Annotated in this window: 22 protein-coding genes; 18 read left to right on the top strand and 4 right to left on the bottom strand. The window is 71.0% G+C overall.

Annotation, left to right across the window (positions count from 1 at the left end):
• Nucleotides 1–89: 89 nt before the first annotated feature.
• Together BS83_RS30355 and BS83_RS30350 are read right to left on the bottom strand one after the other, a co-directional pair.
• Entirely contained in the window at nt 90–761 is a 672-nt protein-coding gene (locus BS83_RS30355; RefSeq protein WP_037606624.1) for a response regulator, read from the bottom strand.
• 20 nt (nt 762–781) lie between these two features.
• Nucleotides 782–1,717: a RecB family exonuclease gene (locus BS83_RS30350; RefSeq protein ID WP_051944348.1), complete on the bottom strand. Its 936-nt coding sequence runs from the start codon at nt 1,715–1,717 to the stop codon at nt 782–784.
• 127 nt (nt 1,718–1,844) lie between these two features.
• On the opposite strand from BS83_RS30350, the gene BS83_RS30345 reads away from it, so the two are divergent.
• From BS83_RS30345 to BS83_RS30335, 3 genes are all read left to right on the top strand, one after another.
• Entirely contained in the window at nt 1,845–3,068 is a 1,224-nt protein-coding gene (locus BS83_RS30345) for a site-2 protease family protein (RefSeq protein WP_063774256.1), read from the top strand.
• Nucleotides 3,069–3,078: 10 nt separating this feature from the next.
• Entirely contained in the window at nt 3,079–4,044 is a 966-nt protein-coding gene (locus BS83_RS30340; RefSeq protein WP_051944347.1) for a tRNA (adenine-N1)-methyltransferase, read from the top strand.
• A 126-nt stretch (nt 4,045–4,170) separates the two neighbouring features.
• Nucleotides 4,171–4,845 carry a hypothetical protein gene (locus BS83_RS30335; protein ID WP_157597370.1) on the top strand — a complete coding sequence of 225 codons (675 nt, stop codon included), beginning with the start codon at nt 4,171–4,173 and terminating at the stop codon, nt 4,843–4,845.
• 58 nt (nt 4,846–4,903) lie between these two features.
• On the opposite strand, the gene BS83_RS30330 is transcribed toward BS83_RS30335, so the two are convergent.
• Both BS83_RS30330 and BS83_RS30325 read right to left on the bottom strand, forming a co-directional pair.
• Nucleotides 4,904–6,193, bottom strand: a complete 1,290-nt coding sequence (locus BS83_RS30330) for a cation:proton antiporter (RefSeq protein ID WP_051944345.1) — start codon at nt 6,191–6,193, stop codon at nt 4,904–4,906.
• 263 nt (nt 6,194–6,456) lie between these two features.
• On the bottom strand, nt 6,457–6,759 hold the full coding sequence (locus BS83_RS30325) for a ferredoxin (RefSeq protein ID WP_037606623.1): 303 nt from the start codon (nt 6,757–6,759) through the stop codon (nt 6,457–6,459).
• Nucleotides 6,760–6,979: 220 nt separating this feature from the next.
• Between BS83_RS30325 and arc the strand changes: the two genes are divergently transcribed.
• The 15 genes from arc to BS83_RS30250 all read left to right on the top strand — a co-directional run bounded on the left by arc (nt 6,980) and on the right by BS83_RS30250 (nt 22,930).
• Nucleotides 6,980–8,746, top strand: a complete 1,767-nt coding sequence (arc, locus tag BS83_RS30320; protein ID WP_037606621.1) for a proteasome ATPase — start codon at nt 6,980–6,982, stop codon at nt 8,744–8,746.
• A gap of 172 nt (nt 8,747–8,918) precedes the next feature.
• Nucleotides 8,919–10,430, top strand: coding sequence for a depupylase/deamidase Dop (dop, locus tag BS83_RS30315; RefSeq protein ID WP_037606620.1), 1,512 nt, complete (start codon nt 8,919–8,921; stop codon nt 10,428–10,430).
• A 229-nt stretch (nt 10,431–10,659) separates the two neighbouring features.
• Nucleotides 10,660–10,878 carry a ubiquitin-like protein Pup gene (locus BS83_RS30310; RefSeq protein ID WP_037606618.1) on the top strand — a complete coding sequence of 73 codons (219 nt, stop codon included), beginning with the start codon at nt 10,660–10,662 and terminating at the stop codon, nt 10,876–10,878.
• Between the two features lie 202 nt (nt 10,879–11,080).
• Complete coding sequence (prcB, locus tag BS83_RS30305; protein ID WP_037606616.1) at nt 11,081–11,926, top strand: proteasome subunit beta; 846 nt, start codon at nt 11,081–11,083, stop codon at nt 11,924–11,926.
• A 47-nt stretch (nt 11,927–11,973) separates the two neighbouring features.
• Nucleotides 11,974–12,747 carry a proteasome subunit alpha gene (gene prcA, locus BS83_RS30300; RefSeq protein ID WP_037606614.1) on the top strand — a complete coding sequence of 258 codons (774 nt, stop codon included), beginning with the start codon at nt 11,974–11,976 and terminating at the stop codon, nt 12,745–12,747.
• Nucleotides 12,748–12,799: 52 nt separating this feature from the next.
• The gene (pafA, locus tag BS83_RS30295) at nt 12,800–14,161 is read left to right on the top strand and encodes a Pup--protein ligase (protein WP_037606613.1); all 1,362 of its coding nucleotides are present in this window, start codon (nt 12,800–12,802) and stop codon (nt 14,159–14,161) included.
• Nucleotides 14,162–14,288: 127 nt separating this feature from the next.
• Entirely contained in the window at nt 14,289–15,302 is a 1,014-nt protein-coding gene (locus BS83_RS30290; RefSeq protein WP_037606611.1) for an FKBP-type peptidyl-prolyl cis-trans isomerase, read from the top strand.
• Nucleotides 15,303–15,352: 50 nt separating this feature from the next.
• On the top strand, nt 15,353–15,724 hold the full coding sequence (locus BS83_RS30285) for an FKBP-type peptidyl-prolyl cis-trans isomerase (RefSeq protein WP_037606610.1): 372 nt from the start codon (nt 15,353–15,355) through the stop codon (nt 15,722–15,724).
• Between the two features lie 173 nt (nt 15,725–15,897).
• On the top strand, nt 15,898–16,893 hold the full coding sequence (locus BS83_RS30280; protein WP_037606609.1) for a helix-turn-helix transcriptional regulator: 996 nt from the start codon (nt 15,898–15,900) through the stop codon (nt 16,891–16,893).
• Nucleotides 16,890–17,837, top strand: coding sequence for a helix-turn-helix transcriptional regulator (locus tag BS83_RS30275; protein ID WP_037606607.1), 948 nt, complete (start codon nt 16,890–16,892; stop codon nt 17,835–17,837). The genes BS83_RS30280 and BS83_RS30275 overlap by 4 nt, the downstream gene beginning before the upstream one ends.
• Complete coding sequence (locus tag BS83_RS30270; RefSeq protein ID WP_037606606.1) at nt 17,834–18,070, top strand: hypothetical protein; 237 nt, start codon at nt 17,834–17,836, stop codon at nt 18,068–18,070. The genes BS83_RS30275 and BS83_RS30270 overlap by 4 nt, the downstream gene beginning before the upstream one ends.
• A 182-nt stretch (nt 18,071–18,252) precedes the next feature.
• Nucleotides 18,253–18,480, top strand: a complete 228-nt coding sequence (locus tag BS83_RS30265; RefSeq protein ID WP_051944344.1) for a hypothetical protein — start codon at nt 18,253–18,255, stop codon at nt 18,478–18,480.
• 114 nt (nt 18,481–18,594) lie between these two features.
• Nucleotides 18,595–18,888 carry a Sec-independent protein translocase subunit TatA gene (gene tatA / locus BS83_RS30260; RefSeq protein WP_037606605.1) on the top strand — a complete coding sequence of 98 codons (294 nt, stop codon included), beginning with the start codon at nt 18,595–18,597 and terminating at the stop codon, nt 18,886–18,888.
• A 51-nt stretch (nt 18,889–18,939) separates the two neighbouring features.
• Complete coding sequence (tatC, locus tag BS83_RS30255; protein ID WP_037606604.1) at nt 18,940–19,908, top strand: twin-arginine translocase subunit TatC; 969 nt, start codon at nt 18,940–18,942, stop codon at nt 19,906–19,908.
• A 148-nt stretch (nt 19,909–20,056) separates the two neighbouring features.
• Nucleotides 20,057–22,930, top strand: coding sequence for a DEAD/DEAH box helicase (locus tag BS83_RS30250; RefSeq protein WP_037606603.1), 2,874 nt, complete (start codon nt 20,057–20,059; stop codon nt 22,928–22,930).
• Nucleotides 22,931–22,934: the final 4 nt, after the last annotated feature.

Genomic DNA, 22,934 nt, shown 5'->3' with positions numbered 1-22,934 from the left:
CCACAGCCGGAACCGCGCGGGCGGCCGACCTTCCGAGGTCGGCCGCCCGCGCGTCGTCGTCTGCGATTGTCGTCCGCGGGGGAGCGGGATCAGCTGCCGCCGGGACGGACCAGGCCGCTCTCGTAGGCGAAGACGGCCGCCTGGACCCGGTCGCGCAGGCCGAGCTTGGTGAGCACATGGCCCACATGGGTCTTGACCGTCGTCTCGCTGACGAACAGCTCTCCGGCGACCTCTGCGTTCGACAGGCCCTTGGCGACCAGCTTGAGCACCTCGACCTCCCGCTCGGTCAGCGTGCCCAGCGAGGGCGGCGGGGCCTCGTCGCCGGAGGGCAGTCGGCCCGCGTACATGTCGAGCAGCCGGCGCGTCACGCTCGGGGCGAGCATCGCGGCGCCCTCGGCGACCACGCGGATCGCCTGGACCAGCTCCTCCGCCGGAACGTCCTTGAGCAGGAAGCCGCTGGCGCCCGCGCGCAGCGCCTCCACCACGTACTCGTCCAGGTCGAAGGTGGTCAGCACCAGCACCTTGGCCGGGCCGTCCCGGCCCGGGCCGGCGATGCGGCGGGTGGCCTCGACGCCGTCCATCCGCGGCATCCGGATGTCCATCAGGACCACGTCCGGCTGCAGCGCCCGGACCTGGTCGAGCGCCTGCTGGCCGTCCCCGGCCTCGCCGACCACGGCGATGTCCGCCTCGGCCTCCAGGATCATCCGGAAACCGGTGCGCAGCAGCGGCTGGTCGTCGACCAGCAGCACTCGGATCGTCACAGCACGCTCCACTCGGCCGTTCAGGCCTGCTCGTTCAGGGCTTGGTCCGGCACACCCTCGAAAACGGTCTTGATCTCCAAAGGGTACGCAGGCGGCGTACCGCCCCAGGCGGGGCACAGGGACTTGTGCGCGCACCAGTCGCACAGGCGGTTCGGACTGGCCGGCCACTCGCCCGTGCGCAGCGCCTGCTGGATCGCCTTCCACAGCGCCAGCAACTTGCGCTCGACGGCGAGCAGATCCGCCTCGTCAGGGTCGTAGCTGACGATCTGGCCGCCGCCGCCCAGGTAGACCAGCTGCAGGCGCTTGGGCAGCACACCGCGCTCGCGCCAGATCACCAGCGCGTAGAACTTCATCTGGAACATGGCCTTGCCCTCGAAGTCCCGCGAGGGGGCCCGGCCGGTCTTGTAGTCGACCACCCGGACCTCGCCGGTGGGCGCCACGTCGATCCGGTCCACGTAGCCGCGCAGCAGCAGACCAGACTCGAGCGTGGTCTGCACCAGCAGCTCGCGCTCGGCGGGCTGGAGCCGGTTGGGGTCCTCGATCCTGAAGTACGCGTCGAGCAGCTTCTCCGCCTCGGCCAGCCAGGAGGCCAGCTCCGCGGCGTCCGTGTCCGCAGGGAAGAGCTCGGCCGCCTCGGGCCGCTCCAGCAGCAGCTTCTCCCACTCCGGGCGCAGCAGCGCCCGGGCCGCGTCGGGTGTGCGGGCGCCGGCCGGGGCGTCGAAGAGCCGCTCCAGCACCGCGTGGACCAGCGTGCCCTTCGTCGCGGCCGGGCTCGGCGGCTCGGGCAGCCTGTCGATCACCCGCAGCCGGTACAGCAGCGGGCAGGTCATGAAATCCCCCGCCCGGGAGGGGGAGAGCGACGAGGGCAGCGAGACGGCGGGCGCGTCCGGGTCGGTGTCCGGCGGGGTGTCCGGCGCGGTCGCGGGGTCGGCTGTCGACGGGTCGGCGGCTTGCATGGGTCCGACCCTATGGCCTTGCACCGACACCATGCGGGTAAGTACCGAAGAGACGGCCCGCCGCGCGCTCCCGGCGGGACTGATCGCGTAGCGTGTGGCGCGCGGGCACGGGTACGGAGGGGCGGACGTGAGCGGAACCGACGACGACAGGGACAGCGGAGCGGGCGAGCCCGCGGAGGAGCGGCCCACCGGGGCGCTGCGCATGGGCCGCCCGTTCGGGGTGCCCGTGTACGTCACGCCCAGCTGGTTCCTCATCGCCGCGCTGATCACCTGGCTCTTCGGCGGCCAGATCGACGCCGTGCTGCCGGGCCTCGGCGGCGCCCGCTACCTGGTCTCGCTCTTCTTCGCGGTGGCCTTCTACGGCTCGGTGCTGATCCACGAGCTGGCCCACACCGTGCTGGCGCTGCGCTTCAAGCTCCCGGTGCTCCGGATCCAGCTCCAGTTCTTCGGCGGGGTGTCGGAGATCACCAAGGAGGCGGACAGCGCCGGACGCGAGTTCTGGCTGGCCTTCGCCGGGCCGCTGCTCTCCCTGGTCCTCGGCGGCGTCTTCCTGGGCGTCATGCAGTTCGTGACCCCGGCCACCGTGCCCGGCGTGCTGGTCACCTCGCTGATGCTGAGCAACTTCGTGGTCGCCGCCTTCAACCTGCTGCCCGGCCTGCCGCTGGACGGCGGCCGGATGCTGCGGGCGGTGGTCTGGAAGCTCACCGGCCGCCCGATGACCGGCACCGTGGCCGCGGCCTGGGCCGGGCGCGCCCTCGCGATCGCCGTGCTGATCGTCATGCCGACCTGGTCGGCCACCCAGAACCAGGACCAGGGCACCGGCGCGCTGCTCACCGACGCCGTGCTCGGCGCGGTGCTCGCCGCCATCATCTGGAACGGCGCGGGCAGCAGTCTGCGCACCGCGCGGCTGCGCGAGCGCCTGCCCGAGCTGAGCGCCACCGCGCTGACCAGGCCAGCCGTCAGCGTCACCGCCGACACCCCACTGGCCGAGGCGCTGCGCAGGCTGGAGGTCGCCGAGGCGCTCGGGATCATCGTCACCGACTCCGCGGGCACCCCGATCGCGCTGGTGCGCGAACGCGCGGTCCGTGCGATCCCCGAGCACCGGCGGCCCTGGATGCAGGTCAGCGAGGTCTCCGTGCCACTCGTGCCGGGCAGCTACGTCGACTCCTCGCTGGCCGGGGAGGATCTGCTGGACACGCTGCGGGCCGCCCCCGCCGCCGAGTACCTGGTCCGCGACGCCGAAGGAAACCCGCTCGGCGTCCTCGCCGCCGTCGACGTGGAGCGCGCCTTCGCCCGGGCGATGTCCGGCCAGGACCCGATCCTGGTCGGGGGCCCCTCGGCCAGGACCTAAACTACTGGGCATGACTCAACCGACCGGCGCCGCCCGCCGACGCGGGCCCTTCCAGGTCGGGGACCAGGTCCAGCTCACCGATCCCAAGGGACGCCACCACACCATCACGCTCGAAGCAGGGAAGGCCTTCCACACCCACAAGGGTGCCTTCTCCCACGACGAGCTGATCGGGGCCCCCGAGGGCTCCGTCGTGCGCACCACAGGGAACACCCAGTACCTCGCGCTGCGCCCCCTGCTCCCCGACTACGTCCTCTCCATGCCGCGCGGCGCCGCGGTCGTCTACCCGAAGGACGCGGGGCAGATCGTCACCATGGCCGACGTCTTCCCCGGCGCACGCGTCGTGGAGGCCGGCGTCGGGTCCGGTGCGCTGAGCATGTCGCTGCTGCGCGCGGTGGGGGACAGCGGCTCGCTCTCCTCCTACGAGCGCCGCGAGGACTTCGCCGACATCGCGCGCAGCAACGTCGAGCGCTACTTCGGCGGCCCGCACCCGGCCTGGAAGCTCACCCTGGGCGACCTCCAGGACAACCTGGTCGAGACCGAGGTGGACCGGGTCATCCTGGACATGCTCGCGCCCTGGGAGTGTCTGGACGTCGTCTCCAAGGCGCTCGTGCCCGGCGGCGTGATCTGCTGCTACGTGGCGACCACGACGCAGCTCTCGCGCACCGTCGAGGCGCTGCGTGAGCACGGCACCTTCACCGAGCCGCAGGCCTGGGAGTCCATGGTCCGCAACTGGCACGTCGAGGGCCTGGCCGTGCGCCCTGACCACCGGATGATCGGCCACACCGGCTTCCTGCTCACCTCCCGCCGCCTCGCGGACGGCGTCGAGCCGCCGCTGCGCCGCCGCCGTCCGGCGAAGGGCGCCTACGGCGAGGTGGAGGCTCCGGAGAAGGTCAAGCCCGGCCGCTTCCTGAAGCTGGCCGAGCAGCGCGCGGACGCCTCCGGTGAGGAGTACGTCGAGGACTTCGACCGGGACTGACCGGTTCGTCCGCCCGGCCCTGACGGGCTCGGGACGCAGGCGCGGGACACGCGCACGGAACAGACGCGGGGAAGCGGCGGAATCGTCGCTTCCCCGCTGTTCTGCCCGCGTCCGGACTGTGGGACGATGCTCCCCACAAACGCGCGGGAAGCGGGGTGTGCCCTGGTGGTGCAGGTGGTCGAGAGGTCCGGCGAGACGGCCCAGGCCGTAGTGACGAGCGGGTCGGGGAAGGAGTCCGCGAGCGTCCCCGCAGGACTCCCGGCGCATGCCAGGAGCAGACCGCTGCACTGGCTCGGCACCGCCGCCGGCGTCGCCGCCGTGGTCGGCACCGTGCTGGTCGTCGGCCCCGCCGGCGCCTCCCAGCAGGCCGCCTCGGGCAGCGCCCACCCGCTCGGCGCCTCCGCCGCCCCCGACCCGGCCAAGGCCACGCTGCCGTTGGACTGCGCCGGACAGCCGGTCAGGATCGACCAGCACTTCGGGGCCACCCTGCCCGGCAGCGGCACCCCGGTCACCGTCGTCGCGGCACGCTGCGACGCGGGCGGCGGCACCCCGCCGGACGGACTCTTCGTGCTGAAGGCCGGCGCGGCGCAGGCGGTCAGCCTGCTCGACCCCGCGAAGGGGCTGACCGTCGCCAGCATGGCCATGCGGTCCGACGGCAGCATCCACGCCGTGGTCAGCGGTTACTCCTCCAACGCCGTGCCGAACTGCTGCCCGGACGTGCACGAGACGCTGGACTGGTCCTTCGGCGCCGACGGCAGCTGGGGCGCGGCGGTCGTCACCGCCAACCAGAGCCAGGTCTGACCGAGCCCGAAGCCTGAGCCGGAGCCCGAGCCGGCGTCCCGCAGGGGCCCGGCCGGGCTCACCCGACGGCGGCCCCGCCCGACGCCCGGTCCGACACCGGGCGCGGGACCGGTTCCGCGGCGGGGAGCCGCTTGCCGAGCAGCACGTCGAGCAGTGGCTGCGTCGCCATCGTGGTGATCAGGGCCATCAGCACCAGCACGCCGTAGAGCGCGCCACCGATGAAGCCCGCCTGCGCCCCGGCGTTCAGGGCGATCAGTTCGGTCAGACCGCGGGTGCTCAGCAGCGTGCCGACGGTGAGCCGCTCGCGCCCGGAGAGGTCCGAGCCGTGGGAGGCCAGCGCCCCGGCGGCGACCTTGACGGTGATCCCGGCGACGGTCACGACCAGCAGCGCCAGCAGGCCCGTCGGCGGGATCGCGGAGATGTCCACCGGCTGGGCCGACAGCACGAAGAAGAACGGCAGCAGCAGCGCGCCGATCCCGTGGAGGCGTTCCACCACCACGACCGGGACGGTGCCCTCGGGGGTGGTGCGGGGCAGGCAGACACCGGCCAGCAGCGCCCCGACGATGCTGTGCAGGCCGAGCGCGCTGGTGGCCCAGGCGACCGCGCAGGCGTGGCCGAGCAGCAGGCCGAGGCGGAGCGCAGGGTCTCCGGCGGTGCCCATCAGCAGCCGTCGCAGCAGCGGGCGCAGCGCGAACAGCAGCAGCACCAGCAGGGCGAGCAGCGCCAGCCTCAACGGCCAGGCCGGACCCTGCGGCGCGGCCGTGAGCAGCGCGAAGGTCAGCACGGCCCAGCCCAGCACGTCCATCAGACCCGCGGCGGCCAGGGAGACGACGCCCACCCTGGTCTGTTGCAGCCGGTTCTCGCGGATCACCGCGGTCAGCACCGGCACGGCGGTGATCGACAGGGCCACCCCGAGGAACAGCACCGGGCCGGGCTGCAGCGAGCGCGGTCCGCCCAGCGCCGCGATCTCGCGGTGGAAGCCGATGGCCAGCGCGAGGCCGACGGCCAGAGGCAGCGCGAAGCCGGCCGCCGCGACGTTCAGCACCAGCCGGGTGCGCCGCCGGACGACCCGCAGGTCCAGTTCGCAGCCGACCGCGAAGAGGAAGACGACCAGCGCCAGTTGGGCCAGGCCGGAGAGGGCCGCCGAGACCGAGGGGGGCAGCAGCAGGCGGGTGAGCCCGCCGGGCAGCCGGCCCAGCAGCGTCGGCCCGAGGGCGAGCCCGGCGAGGAGCTGGCCGATGACGGCCGGCTGGTGCAGGCGGCGCGCCAGGCGCCCGGCGACCTGCGCGGCGCACAGGATGACGGCGGCGGCCGCCAGCAGGTGCGTGATCTGGCCGTCGGTGCCCATGCTTCCCCCCGGATCGCTCGGCGTTCCTCACGCTAGCCGAGACGGGCACGGGCATGGGGGCCGAGCGGCCGCCCTGTGGACAACTCGCTCCGACTAGGTCAGGTGCGGGCGGTGCGCCCGTGTGGCGGGGCGGTCCTGACGCCGGCACAACTCACCCCTCGTCATGTGATCTGCGTCACGCGACGAGGGGTGGGCTGGACGATCGCTCGACGACCGGTCGGCGGCGCGCCGCGGGCGCGTCGTGATCGGGTCGATCACGCGGGCTACTCGGCGTCGGGTCCGTAGACCTCGACCCGGTCCGCCACCCGGCGGACGTGGATGCAGTCGCCGGGGCAGTCCTTGGCCGAATCCGCCACGTCCTGAAGCAGCGTCAACGGCACCGGCACGCACGCCCCGGGCTCGGCCCTGAGCTCCTCGTCCTCGCCCTTCACATAGGCGAGCCCGTCGATGTCGAGTTCGAACACCTCCGGCGCGTACTGGACGCAGATCCCGTCACCCGTGCACAGGTCCTGGTCGATCCAGACTTCGAGCGCCGCCGTGGTCCCGCTTTCGGTGCTGGTGGACATTCCGCGCCGCCATTCTCATTTCTCGATGGCTTCTGACGTGGCCAGACTACAACTGAGCGCTTTCGAGCTCGTAACGAGTGGGTATGCCCTCCCTGAGGGGACGTGCGCAAGGGTGAAGATCGGACACACCCCTTCCGAGTTTTGATCAAGAGGGGTTTCAACACTCCCAGGCGCAGGTAGGGTCTGGAAGCGTCAGCTCCCCCCGGAGGAGGTGAGGACCGTGGCAGCCCACGAAGACGACTACGCCCGAGGCGGCAGGCCCGCACGGGGTTCTGAAGAGGCACAGAACCAGATCTCGATGCTGGAGCAGGAGATCGCAGTCCTGCGCCGGAAGATCACTGAGCCCACGCGGCACACGAGGATCCTCGAAGAGCGGATTGTCGAGCTGCAGACCAACCTGAACGGCGTCACCGCCCAGAACGAGCGGCTCGCCTCGACGCTGCGCGAGGCGCGGGACCAGATCGTGGCCCTCAAGGAGGAGGTCGACCGGCTGGCGCAGCCGCCGGCCGGCTTCGGCACCTTCCTGACGGCCAACGAGGACGGGACGGCCGACATCTTCACCGGAGGGCGCAAGCTCAGGGTGAACGTCAGCCCGAGCGTCCCGCTGGACGAGCTGCGGCGCGGCCAGGAGGTCATGCTCAACGAGGCTCTCAACATCGTGGACGCGATGGAGTTCGAGAGCATCGGCGACATCGTGACGCTCAAGGAGGTGCTGGAGGACGGCGAGCGCGCGCTGGTCACCGGGCACACGGACGAGGAGCGGGTGGTCAGGCTCGCCGAACCGCTGCGCGACATCGTGCTGCGCCCCGGCGACGCGCTGCTGCTCGAACCGCGCTCCGGCTACGTCTACGAGGTCGTGCCGAAGAGCGAGGTCGAGGAGCTGGTCCTCGAAGAGGTGCCGGACATCGACTACGACAAGATCGGCGGTCTCGGTCAGCAGATCGAGCAGATCCGTGACGCGGTCGAGCTCCCGTACCTGCACGCCGACCTGTTCAAGGAGTACGAGCTGCGCCCGCCCAAGGGCGTGCTGCTCTACGGCCCGCCCGGCTGCGGCAAGACGCTGATCGCCAAGGCGGTGGCGAACTCGCTGGCCAAGAAGGTCGCCGAGGTCACCGGCCGGCCCCAGGGGAAGAGCTACTTCCTCAACATCAAGGGCCCCGAGCTGCTCAACAAGTACGTGGGCGAGACCGAGCGGCAGATCCGCCTGGTCTTCCAGCGGGCCAGGGAGAAGGCGAGCGAGGGCACGCCCGTCATCGTCTTCTTCGACGAGATGGAGTCGCTCTTCCGCACCCGCGGCTCGGGTGTCAGCTCGGACGTGGAGAACACCATCGTCCCGCAGCTGCTGGCCGAGATCGACGGTGTGGAGGGCCTGGAGAACGTCATCGTCATCGGCGCCTCCAACCGCGAGGACATGATCGACCCGGCGATCCTGCGGCCCGGCCGCCTGGACGTCAAGATCAAGATCGAGCGGCCGGACGCCGAGGCGGCCAAGGACATCTTCTCCAAGTACCTCAAGAACTCGCTCCCGCTGCACCCGGACGACGTCAAGGAGCACGGCAGCTCGGTCGACGCCGCCGTGGCCGCGATGATCCAGGCCGTGGTGGAGCGGATGTACACCGAGTCCGAGGAGAACCGCTTCCTGGAGGTCACCTACGCCAACGGTGACAAGGAGGTCCTGTACTTCAAGGACTTCAACTCCGGCGCCATGATCCAGAACATCGTGGACCGGGCCAAGAAGATGGCCATCAAGGACTACCTCGACCACGGCCAGCGCGGTCTGCGCGTCTCCCACCTGCTCGCCGCCTGCGTGGACGAGTTCAAGGAGAACGAGGACCTGCCCAACACCACCAACCCGGACGACTGGGCCAGGATCTCCGGCAAGAAGGGCGAGCGGATCGTCTTCATCCGCACGCTGGTCACCGGAAAGCAGGGCGCCGAGTCCGGCCGCTCCATCGACACCGTGGCCAACACGGGTCAGTACCTGTAAGCACGACCAGCAGGAACACACAGGTCAGCACAGTCCGAAAACCGTCCGGCTGCGGGAGCCCGTGGGCCCTCGCAGCCGGACGTTCGTGTCAGCGATCTCCCGGTTGTCAGCCCGCAGTTCTAGTCTCGGGTTACCGCACCGGTTCGTCCGCGGTAGCGCGAAGGAGGGCCGCATGTCTGTACGGCGCGTCATGGGTATCGAGACGGAGTACGGGATCTCCGTTCCGGGTCACCCCAACGCCAATGCCATGCTCACCTCGTCCCAGGTGGTCAACGCCTACGCGGCGGCGATGCACCGGGCCCGGCGGGCCCGCTGGGACTTCGAGGAGGAGAACCCGCTGCGCGACGCGCGCGGCTTCGACCTGGCCAGGGACGCGGCGGACGCCAGCCAGCTGACCGACGAGGACATCGGCCTCGCCAACATCATCCTCACCAACGGCGCGCGGTTCTACGTGGACCACGCCCACCCCGAGTACTCCTCGCCCGAGGTGACCAACCCGCGTGACGCGGTGCTCTGGGACAAGGCCGGCGAGCGGATCATGGAGGAGGCGGCCAACCGCGCCCTGCAGCTGCCCGGCGCGCAGCCGATCCACCTCTACAAGAACAACACCGACAACAAGGGCGCCTCCTACGGCACCCACGAGAACTACCTGATGAAGCGGGCCACGCCGTTCGCGGACATCGTGCGCCACCTGACGCCCTTCTTCGTCTCCCGCCAGGTGGTCACCGGCGCCGGGCGGGTCGGCATCAACCAGGACGGCTCGGCCCAGGGCTTCCAGCTCAGTCAGCGGGCGGACTACTTCGAGGTCGAGGTCGGCCTGGAGACCACCCTCAAGCGGCCCATCATCAACACCCGCGACGAACCGCACGCCGACGCGGAGAAGTACCGCAGGCTGCACGTCATCATCGGGGACGCCAACCTCTCCGAGATCTCCACCTACCTCAAGCTCGGCACCACCGCGCTGGTGCTCTCCATGATCGAGGACGGCTTCATCAGCGTCGACCTGGTCGTCGACCAGCCGGTGCGCACCCTGCACCGGGTCTCCCACGACCCCTCGCTGCAGCAGCTGGTGCAGCTGCGCAGCGGCCGCAAGCTGACCGCCGTGCAGCTCCAGATGGAGTACTGCGAGCTGGCCCGCAAGTACGTCGAGGACCGCTACGGCCAGGACGCCGACGAGCAGACCCGCGACGTGCTGGACCGCTGGGAGGACGTGCTCGGCCGGCTGGAGCGCGATCCGATGTCGCTCTCGCGCCAGCTCGACTGGGTCGCCAAGAAGGAGATCCTCGAGGGCTACCGCCGCCGCGACAACCTGGACTGGGACGACGCCAGGCTGCACCTGGTCGACCTCCAGTACGCGGACGTGAGGGCCGAGAAGGGCCTCTACAACCGCCTGGCGGCCCGCGGCAGGATGGAGCGGCTGCTGGACGACGACGAGGTGCTGCGGGCCGCACACAAGCCCCCGGAGGACACCCGCGCCTACTTCCGCGGCCGCTGCCTGGAGCAGTACGCCGACCACGTGGCCGCGGCGTCCTGGGACTCGGTCATCTTCGACATCCCCGGCCGGGACTCCCTGCAGCGCGTGCCCACCCTGGAACCGCTGCGCGGGACCAGGAACCACGTCAAGGCGCTGCTGGACCGCTGCCGCACGGCGGAGGAGCTGGTGCGCGTCCTCAGCGGAGGCTGATCGGGAAAGTTCCCGGAGAACACGTGTACGCGCTCGGCGTAACCGATCGCGGGCGGGCGTGCACGATGGGTGAACTGCATCCGGTTGGGCATCATCCGGGCAACGATCGACGTTCATCGACTACAGGCCGAAGACGAGGCGAACTCGGCCACCTCGTGTATAGGGTCTGACCAGCGCGACGAGTCAGCACAACCAGGCAACGATCGAGTATCTGAGCGGGGTGAGGGCAATGGCGACCAAGGACACCGGCGGCGGTCAGCAGCGGGCGAACCGTTCCTCGGAGGAGGTCGAGGAGACCGAAGTCGAGGCCAACGAGGCCTCCGACCTCAAGGAGCGCAAGGAGAAGCTCGACGACGACGTGGACGCGGTCCTCGACGAGATCGACGAGGTGCTCGAGTCCAACGCCGAGGACTTCGTGCGCGGGTTCGTTCAGAAGGGCGGCGAGTGATCCGACCTTCGACTCGAAGGTCGAACGCTCGACGTGCCGGCAGTGACGGCCGAAACCGGCCCGCAAAAGGCCTCGTCGCACTGCCGGCACCGCTCCGCCGATTTCCGCCCGAGCGGAACATGTGGATCACGACCACCAAACGGGTAGGGTCCGAGGCATCCGCTGCTTCGCCTGCAACGCGGCGCTCTCTGGAAGGGAACCTGTGGAAGCCAACTTTGGTAGCACCGGGCGTCTGCCGGCTGCCTTCTTGACCCCGGGGTCGTCCTCGTTCATCGAGTTCCTCGCCGACCACCAGCCGGAGCTGCTCCCCGGGCGGCGCACCCTGCCCGTGGGCATGGCGCCGATCGAGGCGCCGCACGGCACCACGATCGTCTCCGCCACCTTCGACGGCGGCGTGGTGATCGCGGGTGACCGCCGGGCGACCATGGGCAACATCATCGCCCAGCGCGACATCGAGAAGGTCTTCCCCGCCGACGAGTACTCCGCGGTCGGCATCGCCGGCACCGCCGGTCTTGCGGTCGAGATGGTGCGCCTGTTCCAGCTGGAGCTGGAGCACTACGAGAAGATCGAGGGCACCTCGCTCTCCCTGGAGGGCAAGGCCAACCGCCTCACCACGATGATCCGGGGCAACCTGGGGATGGCGATGCAGGGCCTGGCCGTGGTGCCGCTCTTCGCCGGCTACGACCTGGACCAGGGCAAGGGCCGGATCTTCACCTACGACGTCACCGGCGGCCGTTCCGAGGAGACCGGCTTCGCGGCGACGGGCTCGGGCTCGCTCTTCGCCAAGGGCTCGATGAAGAAGCTCTACCGGCACGACCTCTCCGCCGAGCAGGCGGCCATGGTGGTCGTCCAGGCGCTCTACGACGCCGCCGACGACGACTCCGCCACCGGTGGGCCCGACCTGACGCGCCGGATCTTCCCGATCGTCTCCGTGATCACCGACGAGGGCTTCAGGCGCCTGGCCGACGACGAGGTCGGCGAGGTGGCCAAGACGGTCCTCGGCCACCGGCTCGAGCAGCCGGACGGGCCGCAGGCCCCGCTGCTCTGACCCCCACTCACCTCACCGAACGACAAGCAGAAAAGGGGCGACCGCCGGTGTCGACGCCGTTCTACGTCTCACCCCAGCAGGCCATGGCCGACCGTGCCGAGTACGCCCGCAAGGGCATCGCGCGCGGGCGCAGCGTGGTCGTGCTCACCTACACCGACGGCATCGTCTTCGTCGCGGAGAACACCTCCCGCGCGCTGCACAAGGTCTCGGAGATCTACGACCGGATCGCCTTCGCCGCCGTCGGCCGCTACAACGAGTTCGAGAACCTCCGCATCGGCGGCGTCCGTTACGCCGACCTGCGCGGGTACTCCTACGACCGGGCCGACGTCAACGCGCGCGGCCTGGCCAACGTCTACGCGCAGACGCTGGGCACCATCTTCTCCTCCACCGGGGAGAAGCCCTACGAGGTCGAGCTGGTGGTGGCCGAGGTCGGTCGGACCCCGGGGGACGACCAGATCTACCGGCTCACCCCGGACGGCTCGGTGGTCGACGAGCACGGCACCGTCGCCGTCGGCGGCAGCTCAGAGTCCATCGCCACCTACCTGGAGCAGCGCCACCAGGAGGGCATGACGCTGCCCGAGGCGCTCAAGCTGGCCGTCGACGGCCTGGCCAGGGATCCGAACGGCGGCGCCGCGCGCACGCTGACCCCGGATCAGCTGGAGGTCGCGGTGCTCGACCGCGGCCGCTGGCAGCAGCGCAAGTTCAAGCGGCTGCTGGGCACCCAGCTCGGCCGGCTGCTGGAGGGCGACGCCAGCGCCGCCTCCGACGACGACCAGGAGCCGGAGGCCGGTTCCTCGGCCGCGGCGACCGAGGGGGAGTAGCAGCAGCTCTTCCCAGTGGTTTCGAACAGGCGGGGAAGGTGAACAACTAGGCATGGACCGCCGAATCTTCGGGTTGGAGAACGAGTACGGCGTCACCTGCACGTTCCGGGGGCAGCGACGACTGTCCCCGGACGAGGTGGCCAGGTACCTCTTCCGCCGTGTCGTGTCATGGGGCCGCAGCAGCAACGTGTTCCTGCGCAACGGGGCCCGCCTCTACCTGGACGTGGGTTCCCACCCCGAGTACGCCACCCCCGAGTGCGACGACGTCGCCGAGCTGGTGACGCACGACAAGGCGGGGGAGCGCATCCTCGAGGGCCTGCTGGTGGACGCCGAGCGCCGGCTCCACGAGGAGGGCATCGCGGGCGACGTCTACCTCTTCAAGAACAACACCGACTCCGCCGGCAACTCCTACGGCTGCCACGAGAACTACCTGGTGGCCCGGCACGGCGAGTTCTCCCGCCTGGCCGACATCCTGATCCCCTTCCTGGTCACCCGGCAGCTGATCTGCGGCGCCGGCAAGGTGCTGCAGACCCCGCGCGGCGCGGTCTACTGCGTCAGCCAGCGCGCCGAGCACATCTGGGAGGGCGTCAGCTCGGCGACCACCCGGTCCCGCCCGATCATCAACACCCGCGACGAGCCGCACGCGGACGCCGAGCGCTACCGCAGGCTGCACGTCATCGTCGGCGACTCCAACATGTCGGAGACCACCACCCTGCTCAAGGTCGGCGCGACCGACCTGGTGCTGCGCATGATCGAGGCCGGCACGGTGCTGCGCGACCTCACCCTGGAGAACCCCATCCGGGCGATCCGCGAGGTCTCGCACGACCTGACCGGCTCCCGGCTGGTCCGGCTGGCGAACGGCCGCGAGGCCAGCGCGCTGGAGATCCAGCAGGAGTACTTCCAGAAGGCGAGCGACTTCGCGGACAACCGGGGCATCCGCTCCGGCACCATCGCCAGGGTGCTCGACCTGTGGGGCCGCACCCTGGAGGCGATCCGCACCGAGGACTACTCCAAGGTGGACCGCGAGATCGACTGGGTCATGAAGTACCAGCTGATCGAGCGCTACCGGGCCAAGAACGGCATGAGCATGTCGCACCCGCGCGTGGCCCAGATCGACCTCGCGTACCACGACATCCACCGCCGCCGCGGCCTGTACTACCTGCTGCAGAACCGCGGGCAGGCCGAGCGGGTCAGCGACGACCTGAAGATCTTCGAGGCCAAGTCGGTGCCTCCGCAGACCACCAGGGCGCGGCTGCGCGGCGATTTCATCCGCCGCGCGCAGGAGCAGCGCCGCGACTTCACCGTGGACTGGGTGCACCTCAAGCTGAACGACCAGGCGCAGCGCACGGTGCTGTGCAAGGACCCGTTCCGCTCCGTCGACGAACGAGTGGAAAAGCTCATCGCCGGAATGTGAGACGCATTCCCGGCCGAAATACAGCCGGAATGTGACCGGTGATGTGGCTGAGGTCTCAGCGAGGAGTCGGCGCAAGGCCATAGAGTGGCGCGGACCATCGGAACCCGCTCACCCTCTAAGGATCACCGTGCGCCGACGACTCGCTGCCGCGCTGCTTCTCGCGCCCGCGCTGCTGCTCACCGGCTGTGGGAGCAGCAGCAAGCAGGCCTCGGGCACCGCGAGCAGCGCCGCCCCCTGCCCCGACCCCAGCAGCAGCGCCGCCGCGGCCAAGCTGCCGGTTCCCGCGGTCGTCAACAGCGACAGCACGCTGCCGACCGTCGCCGGCGAGTTCGGCAAGAGCGCCACGATCACGGTGCCGAAGGGCGACCCGGACGGGAAGTTCGTGATCAAGACCCTGTCCCAGGGCACCGGCTCCACGGTGACCTCGGACGACGTGGTCGGCTTCAACATCGTCGGGCAGACCTGGGGCGGCAAGTCCTTCCAGAACTCCTACGCCGACGGTGGCGGCGCGGCCGTCAACAACCAGCACACCACCCCGATGCTGCCGATGTTCAGCAAGGCGGTCCAGGGTCAGAAGGTGGGCAGCCGGGTCCTGGTCGTCGCCCCGCCGGCGGCCGGTTTCGGCAACGCGGGCTACTCGCAGCTGAAGATCACCTGCCATGACACGCTGGTCATGGTCATGGACATCACCGCGGGCGTGCCCTACGACGCCACCGCGCAGGGCGACGCCCAGACCGCCCCGGCGGACCTGCCCACCGCCAACGTCAAGGACAAGGCCGCGGCCAGCTTCACCATCACCGCCGCCCAGAAGAACCCGAAGAAGCTCGGCGTCGCGGTGCTGGTCAAGGGCAAGGGCCCGGCGGTGAAGGCCGGCCAGCAGCTCATCGCGCAGTACACCGGCGCGCTGCTCAGCAACGGCTCGGTCTTCGACTCCTCCTGGAACCACGGCGGCGCGACCAGCTTCGTGATCGGCAAGGGCCAGGTCATCCCCGGCTGGGACAAGGCGCTGGTCGGCCAGACCGTCGGCTCCCGGGTGCTGATCTCCATCCCGTCCGCGGACGGCTACGGCGCGCAGGGCAACCAGGGCATTCCGGCCAACTCGAACCTGGTCTTCGTCGTGGACATCGTCGGCGCCGCGTAACGTAGGGCTCAGCAGTACCCAGCAGTAGAGAGACTGAGGAGAGCACTACCTTGAGCATCGAGAAGCCGGAGATCGACTTCCCGGGCGGCGAGGCCCCCACCACGCTGCAGATCCGCGACATCTGGGAGGGCGACGGCGCCGAGGCGAAGGCCGGGGCCAACGTCTCCGTCCACTACGTCGGCGTGGCCTTCAGCACGGGCGAGGAGTTCGACGCCAGCTGGAACCGCGGCCAGGCGCTGCGCTTCAAGCTCGGTGTCGGCCAGGTCATCGCCGGCTGGGACCAGGGCGTCCAGGGCATGAAGGTCGGCGGCCGTCGCGAGCTGATCATCCCGGCGCACCTCGCCTACGGCGACCGCGGCGCCGGCAACGCGATCGCCCCGGGCGAGACGCTGATCTTCGTGGTCGACCTGCTGGGCGTCTGACCGGGCACCCGGCGGCCTGCCGTACCTCGCACCCCCGTCCCGCCGCGCGTTACCACGCGCGGCGTTTGGGCGGGGGTGCGCTTTGTGCCCGAGGGGCCTACCGGTACGGTCAGTTGATACCCGGTCGAAAGCGCCGGGGCGCGGTCGGTGCCGCGTGTAGAGAAGGGTGAGCGATGCCCATCGCCAAGTCCGAGCGCCTGATGAACCTCGCGCTGTGCCTGATGAACACCAAGCGCCCGCTGAGCAAGCGGGAACTGCGGTCGTCCATCGAGGCCTACCGCGAGGCGGGGGCGGCGGGGGAGCCGGTCAGCGAGGACGCCTTCAACCGGATGTTCGAGCGGGACAAGGACGACCTGCGCGAACTCGGGCTGGTCATCGAGGTGGTGGAGAACCCGCTGGACGGCGAGCTCGGCTACCTGGCCCGACGTGACGTCAACAGCCTGCCGGAGATCCACCTGGACGCGGAGGAGGCCGCCGCGCTCAGCCTGGCGGCCGGCGTGTGGGAGCAGGCCAGGCTGGCCGGAGCCGCCAGCGGTGCGCTGCAGAAGCTGCGCGCGGCCGGTTCGCTGGCCGAGGACGGCGGCGAGGGCCGCACCGCGCTGCAGCCGCGCATCCCCGCGCGCGAGGCGGCCTTCGAACCGCTGCTGGTCGCGGCGCGCGACCGCCGCCCGGTCGGCTTCGACTACCGCAAGAGCGGCTCGGCCGTCGCCGAGGCCCGCACGGTCGAGCCCTGGGCGCTGGAGTTCTGGCACGGCCACTGGTACCTGGCGGGCTGGGACCGTGACCGCGCCGACGTGCGGGTCTTCCGGCTCAGCCGGATCGTGGGCAAGGTCCGCTCCAAGGGCGGCCAGTTCACCGCGGCCGTTCCCGATCACGTCGACGTCCGGCAGACCGTCGCCCGCTTCGCCGGCGAGGGCGCGACCGAGCGGGCCCGCGTCCGGGTGCGCCGGAAGGCGGCGTTCCCGCTGCGCGCGAAGGCGCTGGCGGCCGAGCCGGTGGACGGCGAGTGGGACGAGCTGGAGATCCCCTACGGCCACGGTCTGGCCGCTGACCTGGTCGAGTTCGGACCTGACGCGGTGGTCGTGGACCCGGCCGAACTGCGTACCGAGGTGATCGCCAGGCTGCGGGCCGTGGCGACGGGCACCCCTGAGAGTGAGGCGGGAGCATGAGCAGCGCCATCGACCAGACGCGACGGATGCTGTCGCTGGTGACCTACCTGCGGGAGCGCCCGGGGGCCAGGGTCAGCGAGGTGGCCCGCGCCTTCGGGGTCAGTGAGCGCGAGCTGATCCGCGACCTGAGCGTGCTGCCCATGTGCGGCACCAGCTTCCGCGGCGGCGACCTGCTCGACATCGACACCGACGGCGAGCAGATCTGGTGGCACAACCCCGACGACGTCGCCCAGCCGCTGCGGCTCGCCGCCGACGAGGCGACCTCCCTGCTGGTCGCCGCGCGCGCGGTGGCCGGCCTGCCGGGCCTGCGCGAGCGCGACCGCCAGGCGCTGACCCGCGCGGTCGCCAAGCTGGAGGCGGCCGCGGGGGACGTGGCCGAGGGCAGCACCCGGGTCGGGGTGACCTTCGAGGCCGAGGGCGACGTCTTCGCCGAGATCGACCGCGCGTTCGCCGAGCGCAAGCGGCTGTGGCTGCAGTACTGGTCCTCCGGGCGCGGCGAGCTCACCGAGCGGGAGGTCGACCCGATCCGGCTGGTCACCGAGGGTCACACCTACCTGGAGGCCTGGTGCAGGCTCTCCGAGGACCGGCGGATCTTCCGGCTGGACCGGATCGCGGAGATCAAGGTGCTGGACACCCCCTCCGACCCGCCGCCGCTGGAGCTGCGCGACCTGTCCGAGGGGCTGGTCCGCCCGTCCACGGAGGACCCCCAGGTCATCCTCGAGGTCGGCCCGGGCGGGCGCTGGGTCGCCGAGTACTACCCGCACGAGGCGGCCGAGGAGCGCCCCGACGGCGGCCTGCGGATCGTGCTGCGCACGCCGGACCCGGCGAGCCTGCTGCGCCTGGTGCTGCGGCTCGGCCCCGACGGCCGCGTCGTCGCCCCGCAGTCCCTGGCGGACCGCGCCCGCGAGGTCGCGGCCCAGGCCCTGGCCCGGTACGACGGATGAGCGGGGGCCCGTCCCCGCGCCGGTTCCGGGCCTCCTGCCCGGACTGCCGCTCGACGGCCGAGCTGGACGCCCTCGCGTTCCGGCTGGCTCTCGGCCGTACGAAGGAACGCACCTTCTACAGCTTCACCTGCCCTGCGTGCGGCGTGGCCGTCCGCAAGCACGCGGGCGACCGCATCGTCGCCGCGCTCACGGGCGCGGGCGTCCCGACCATGCGCCTCCACGTCCGCGCCTGAGCACCACCTCAGGGGTGCGGGGAACTGCGCGAGCAACCACCTGGAGGGGGTACCCCCGGCCGAAGGCCGGTGGCTTGTCGCGCCCCGCGGCGGAGCCGCATATCAGCAGAGCCTCGCGCCCCTGGGCTTTGCGACGTCCCGGGATGCCTTCTGGGACGGTGGGACTCCTCTAAGGTGGGAGCATGACGTGGATGATCATCGGCCTCACGACCGCCGGGCTGCTCGTGCTCGGTTGTCTCGCCGTGCTCGCCTACCGCGAGGTCGTGGCCCTGGCGCGCGCCCTGCAGCGCAGCGCCGAGCGGATTGCCGGGGCCGGCCGGGAGGTCGAGCTCGCGGCGGAGGCAGTGGCCCGAAAGGGTGGGGAACTCGCGTTCACCGGGCCCTCACCGTCTATTCAAGCGTCAAACTGATCCGCGTAGTATCGAAGATGCGTCGAAGCAGCAAGATCTGCTGCGACGCTCTGGACGACCGTGCCTTCACGGTGCGTATCATCGGCGAGACACGACGACGAAGAGGGAACCCCGATGCTCGAAAACCGCGCACTGGAAATCATCATCATTGCGGTCATCGTGCTGCTGCTCTTCGGGGCCAAGCGGCTCCCGGACTCCGCGCGTGCCCTCGGCAAGTCCCTGCGCATCCTCAAGTCCGAGGTCGGCGCGATGAAGGATGACGGCAAGAAGGACGTCACCGCGTCCAACGTGCAGACGTCCGACGAGCAGGCGCAGGCCGCCGCGGCTCCGAAGACGATCCAGTCCGCCCCCGGGGACACCGCCTCCGCGCGCCCGGTCGAGGACAAGCAGCCGACCGTCCAGGGCTGATCCGCCGCTCCACCCTCCAACTCACTCTTCTCGCAGGGACACAGCCGCACGGTGAGCGACACCCAGAAGAGGCCGCAGTCGAAGCCTCCGAAGAACGACGACGGCCGGATGCCACTCGCGGCGCACCTCCGTGAGCTCCGCTACCGGCTCATCGTCTCGGTGCTGGCCCTCGTCGTGGCCACCGTCATCGGCTGGCTGATCCACGACTGGGCCATCAACCAGCTCGTGTCCCCGGCCTGCCACATCACCGGGGTGAAGGGGTACGGCCAGAAGTCCGCGGCGTGCCCCAACGGCCTGCTGGTGAACCAGGGCGTGCTCTCGCCGCTGTCGTTCACCTTCAAGGTGTCGATGATGATCGGCCTGATCATCGCCAGCCCGGTGTGGAGCTACCAGCTCTGGGCCTTCGTCGCGCCCGGCCTGTACAAGAAGGAGAAGAAGTACGGCCTGGGCTTCGTCACCGCGGCCGTTCCGCTCTTCGTCGGCGGCGCCTACCTCGCGTACCTGATCTTCCCGAAGGCCCTGGGCATCCTGGCGGGCTTCAACCCCGGCAGCTTCTCGCTGGCCATCTCCGGCGCCGACTTCCTGGACTTCTTCATCCGGATGGTGCTGGTCTTCGGGCTCTCCTTCGAGATCCCGCTGCTGCTGGTCGCACTGAACTTCCTCGGCGTGATCAGCGCCGCCCGGCTCCGCAGCTGGTGGCGCGCCGCGATCTTCGGGATCTTCGTCTTCTCGGCCATCGCCACCCCGACCGGCGACCCGCTCACCATGACCGTGCTCGCGGTGCCGATCTGCGTGCTGTACTTCGGCGCCGTCGCCGTGGCGACCATGCGGGACAAGGCCGTGGCCCGTCGCAAGGCGAAGGAGGACCCGGACAGCATGCTGGACCCGGACCAGGCCTCCTCGCTCGACCTGCGGCCGTCCTCGCTGGGCGCGGACGACCTGCCGATCCCGGAGCCGGTCAACGCCACCGAGCTGGCCGCCGGCGAGCCGATGGTCTACCACCCCGACGACGTCACCTGACCGGTCGGCCACCCCGTCGGCGGGCGCGCAAACAATCTTGAGGTGGAGTGTCGGCCCTGACGGGTACGCTCCTTGCTGAGATGCTCCTTCACTTCACAGATGTCCAGAGCCGCGCTCCCCAGCGCCCGATCAGGGAAGAGGTGGCGCGGTGACCGACCCGTCCACGACCTCGCAGGACGAGGAGAACCTCAGCCCCTCCGAGCGCTACGCCGCGGCCAAGCGCCGGGCCAGGGAGGAGTCGAGTTCCCTCCACGCCTTCCGGCAGCTGTACGACTTCCCGCTGGACCCGTTCCAGATCGAGGCGTGCCAGGCGCTGGAGGGCGGCGAGGGAGTCCTCGTCGCGGCCCCGACCGGTTCCGGCAAGACGATCGTCGGCGAGTTCGCGGTGCACCTCGCGCTCGCCGAGGGCCGCAAGTGCTTCTACACCACGCCGATCAAGGCGCTGTCGAACCAGAAGTTCCAGGACCTGGTCAAGCGCTACGGCGCGGACAAGGTCGGCCTGCTGACCGGTGACAACACCGTCAACAGCGACGCCCCCGTGGTCGTGATGACGACCGAGGTCCTGCGGAACATGCTCTACGCGAGCTCCAGCACCCTGAACGGCCTCGGCTACGTGGTCATGGACGAGGTGCACTACCTCGCCGACCGCTTCCGCGGCGCGGTCTGGGAGGAGGTCATCATCCACCTCCCCGAGTCGGTCACCCTGGTCTCGCTCTCGGCCACGGTCTCCAACGCCGAGGAGTTCGGCGACTGGCTGGACACCGTACGCGGCGGCACCAAGGTCATCGTCTCCGAGCACCGCCCGGTTCCGCTCTGGCAGCACGTGCTGGCCGGGCACCGGATGTACGACCTGTTCACCTCGCGGGTGGCCGAGGAGCGCGCCTCGGGGCGCAAGCGGGACGGCGGCGCAGGGCGCGGGGGAGAGGCGGACGTCAACCCGGAGCTGGTCCGGCTGGCCCGCGCGGAGCAGGACCGCCGCGGCTACGGCAGGGACCGGTTCGAGAAGCGCGGCCGCGGCCGCTCGATGTCCAACGGCCGCCCGGGCCGCGCCTGGACGCCGAGCCGGGTCGAGGTCATCGACCGGCTCGACGCCGAGGGCCTGCTGCCGGCGATCACCTTCATCTTCAGCCGGGCCGGCTGCGAGGCCGCCGTGCAGCAGTGCCTGCTCGCCGGTCTGCGGCTGAACAGCGACGCCGAGCGCGCCGAGGTGCGGCAGCTGGTCGAGGCCCGCACCTCGAACATCCCGGCCGAGGACCTGCACGTGCTGGGGTACTTCGAGTGGCTGGACGCGCTGGAGCGCGGCATCGCCGCACACCACGCCGGCATGCTGCCGACCTTCAAGGAGGTCGTCGAGGAGCTGTTCCAGCGCGGCCTGTGCAAGGCCGTCTTCGCGACGGAGACCCTGGCGCTCGGGATCAACATGCCGGCCCGCTCGGTCGTCATGGAGAAGCTGGTCAAGTGGAACGGGGAGACCCACGCCGACGTCACGCCGGGCGAGTACACCCAGCTGACCGGGCGGGCCGGCCGGCGCGGGATCGACGTCGAGGGCCACGCCGTGGTGCTGTGGCAGCCGGGTCTGGACCCGGCCGCGCTGGCGGGCCTGGCGGGGACGCGCACCTATCCGCTGCGGTCCTCGTTCAAGCCCTCCTACAACATGGCGGTCAACCTGGTCGCCCAGTTCGGCCGGCACACCGCGCGCGAGCTGCTGGAGACCTCCTTCGCCCAGTTCCAGGCGGACCGCAGCGTCGTCGGCATCGCCCGTCAGGTGCAGCGCAACGAGGAGGGCCTGGCCGGCTACCGCGAGGCGGTCACCTGCCACCTCGGCGACTTCGACGCGTACATGGGCCTGCGTCGCGCGCTGAAGGACCGCGAGACGCTGCTGGCCCGCGAGGGCGCCGCCCAGCGCCGGGCCAGCGCGGCCGACTCGCTGGAGAAGCTGCGCCCCGGCGACGTCATCCACGTCCCGACCGGCCGCTTCGCCGGGCTGGCGCTGGTGCTGGACCCCGGCCTGCCCCCGGTCAGCCGGCACGGCACCCGGCAGGACTGGACCGACGGCCCGCGCCCGGTGGTGCTCACCGCCGAGCGGCAGGTCAAGCGGCTCGCGATGATCGACTTCCCGGTCCCGGTGGAGCCGATCGAGCGGCTGCGCATCCCCAAGAGCTTCAACCCGCGCAGCCCGCAGTCGCGCCGTGACCTGGCCTCGGCGCTGCGCAGCAAGGCCGGGCACATCGACCCCGCCCGGGTCCGCAAGGGCCGCGCCGCGGCCGCCGACGACCCGGAGATCGCCCGGCTGCGCACGGAGCTCCGGCAGCACCCCTGCCACGGCTGCGACGAGCGTGAGGACCACGCCCGCTGGGCCGAGCGCTACGACCGGCTCAAGCGCGACACCGAGCAGCTGGAGCGCCGGATGCGCTCCCGCACGCACACCATCGCCCGCACCTTCGACCGGGTCTGCGCCCTGCTGGCCGATCTGGACTACCTGGAGGGCGACAGCGTCACCGACCACGGCCGCCGTCTGGGCCGGCTCTACGGGGACCTGGACCTGCTGGCCTCGGAGTGCCTGCGCGAGGGCGTCTGGGACGGCCTCTCCCCGGCGGAGCTCGCGGCCTGCGCCTCGGCGCTGGTCTACGAGTCGCGGCGCGGCGACGACGAGGGCGGCGCGGTGAAGCTGCCCGAGGGCAAGGCCCGTGAGGCGCTGGGCGAGATGATCAGACTCTGGGGTCACCTGGACGCGCTGGAGGAGCAGCACAAGCTCTCCACCATGGAGAACTGGGGCCAGCGCGAGCCCGACCTCGGCTTCGCCTGGACGGCGTTCCGCTGGGCATCCGGCGATCCGCTCGACAAGGTGCTGCGCGAGGCGGACATGCCGGCCGGCGACTTCGTCCGCTGGACCCGTCAGCTGATCGACGTGCTCGGCCAGATCGGCAACGCGGCGCCGGACGACGGCGCGGTGCGCACCGCGGCCCGCAAGGCGGTCGACGGGGTCCGCCGCGGCATCATCGCCTACTCCTCGGTGGGGTGAGCCG

Source organism: Streptacidiphilus rugosus AM-16, from assembly GCF_000744655.1.
In the GTDB taxonomy this organism is placed as follows: Bacteria; Actinomycetota; Actinomycetes; order Streptomycetales; family Streptomycetaceae; genus Streptacidiphilus; species Streptacidiphilus rugosus.
This window is presented reverse-complemented; position numbering and strand designations above follow the sequence as displayed.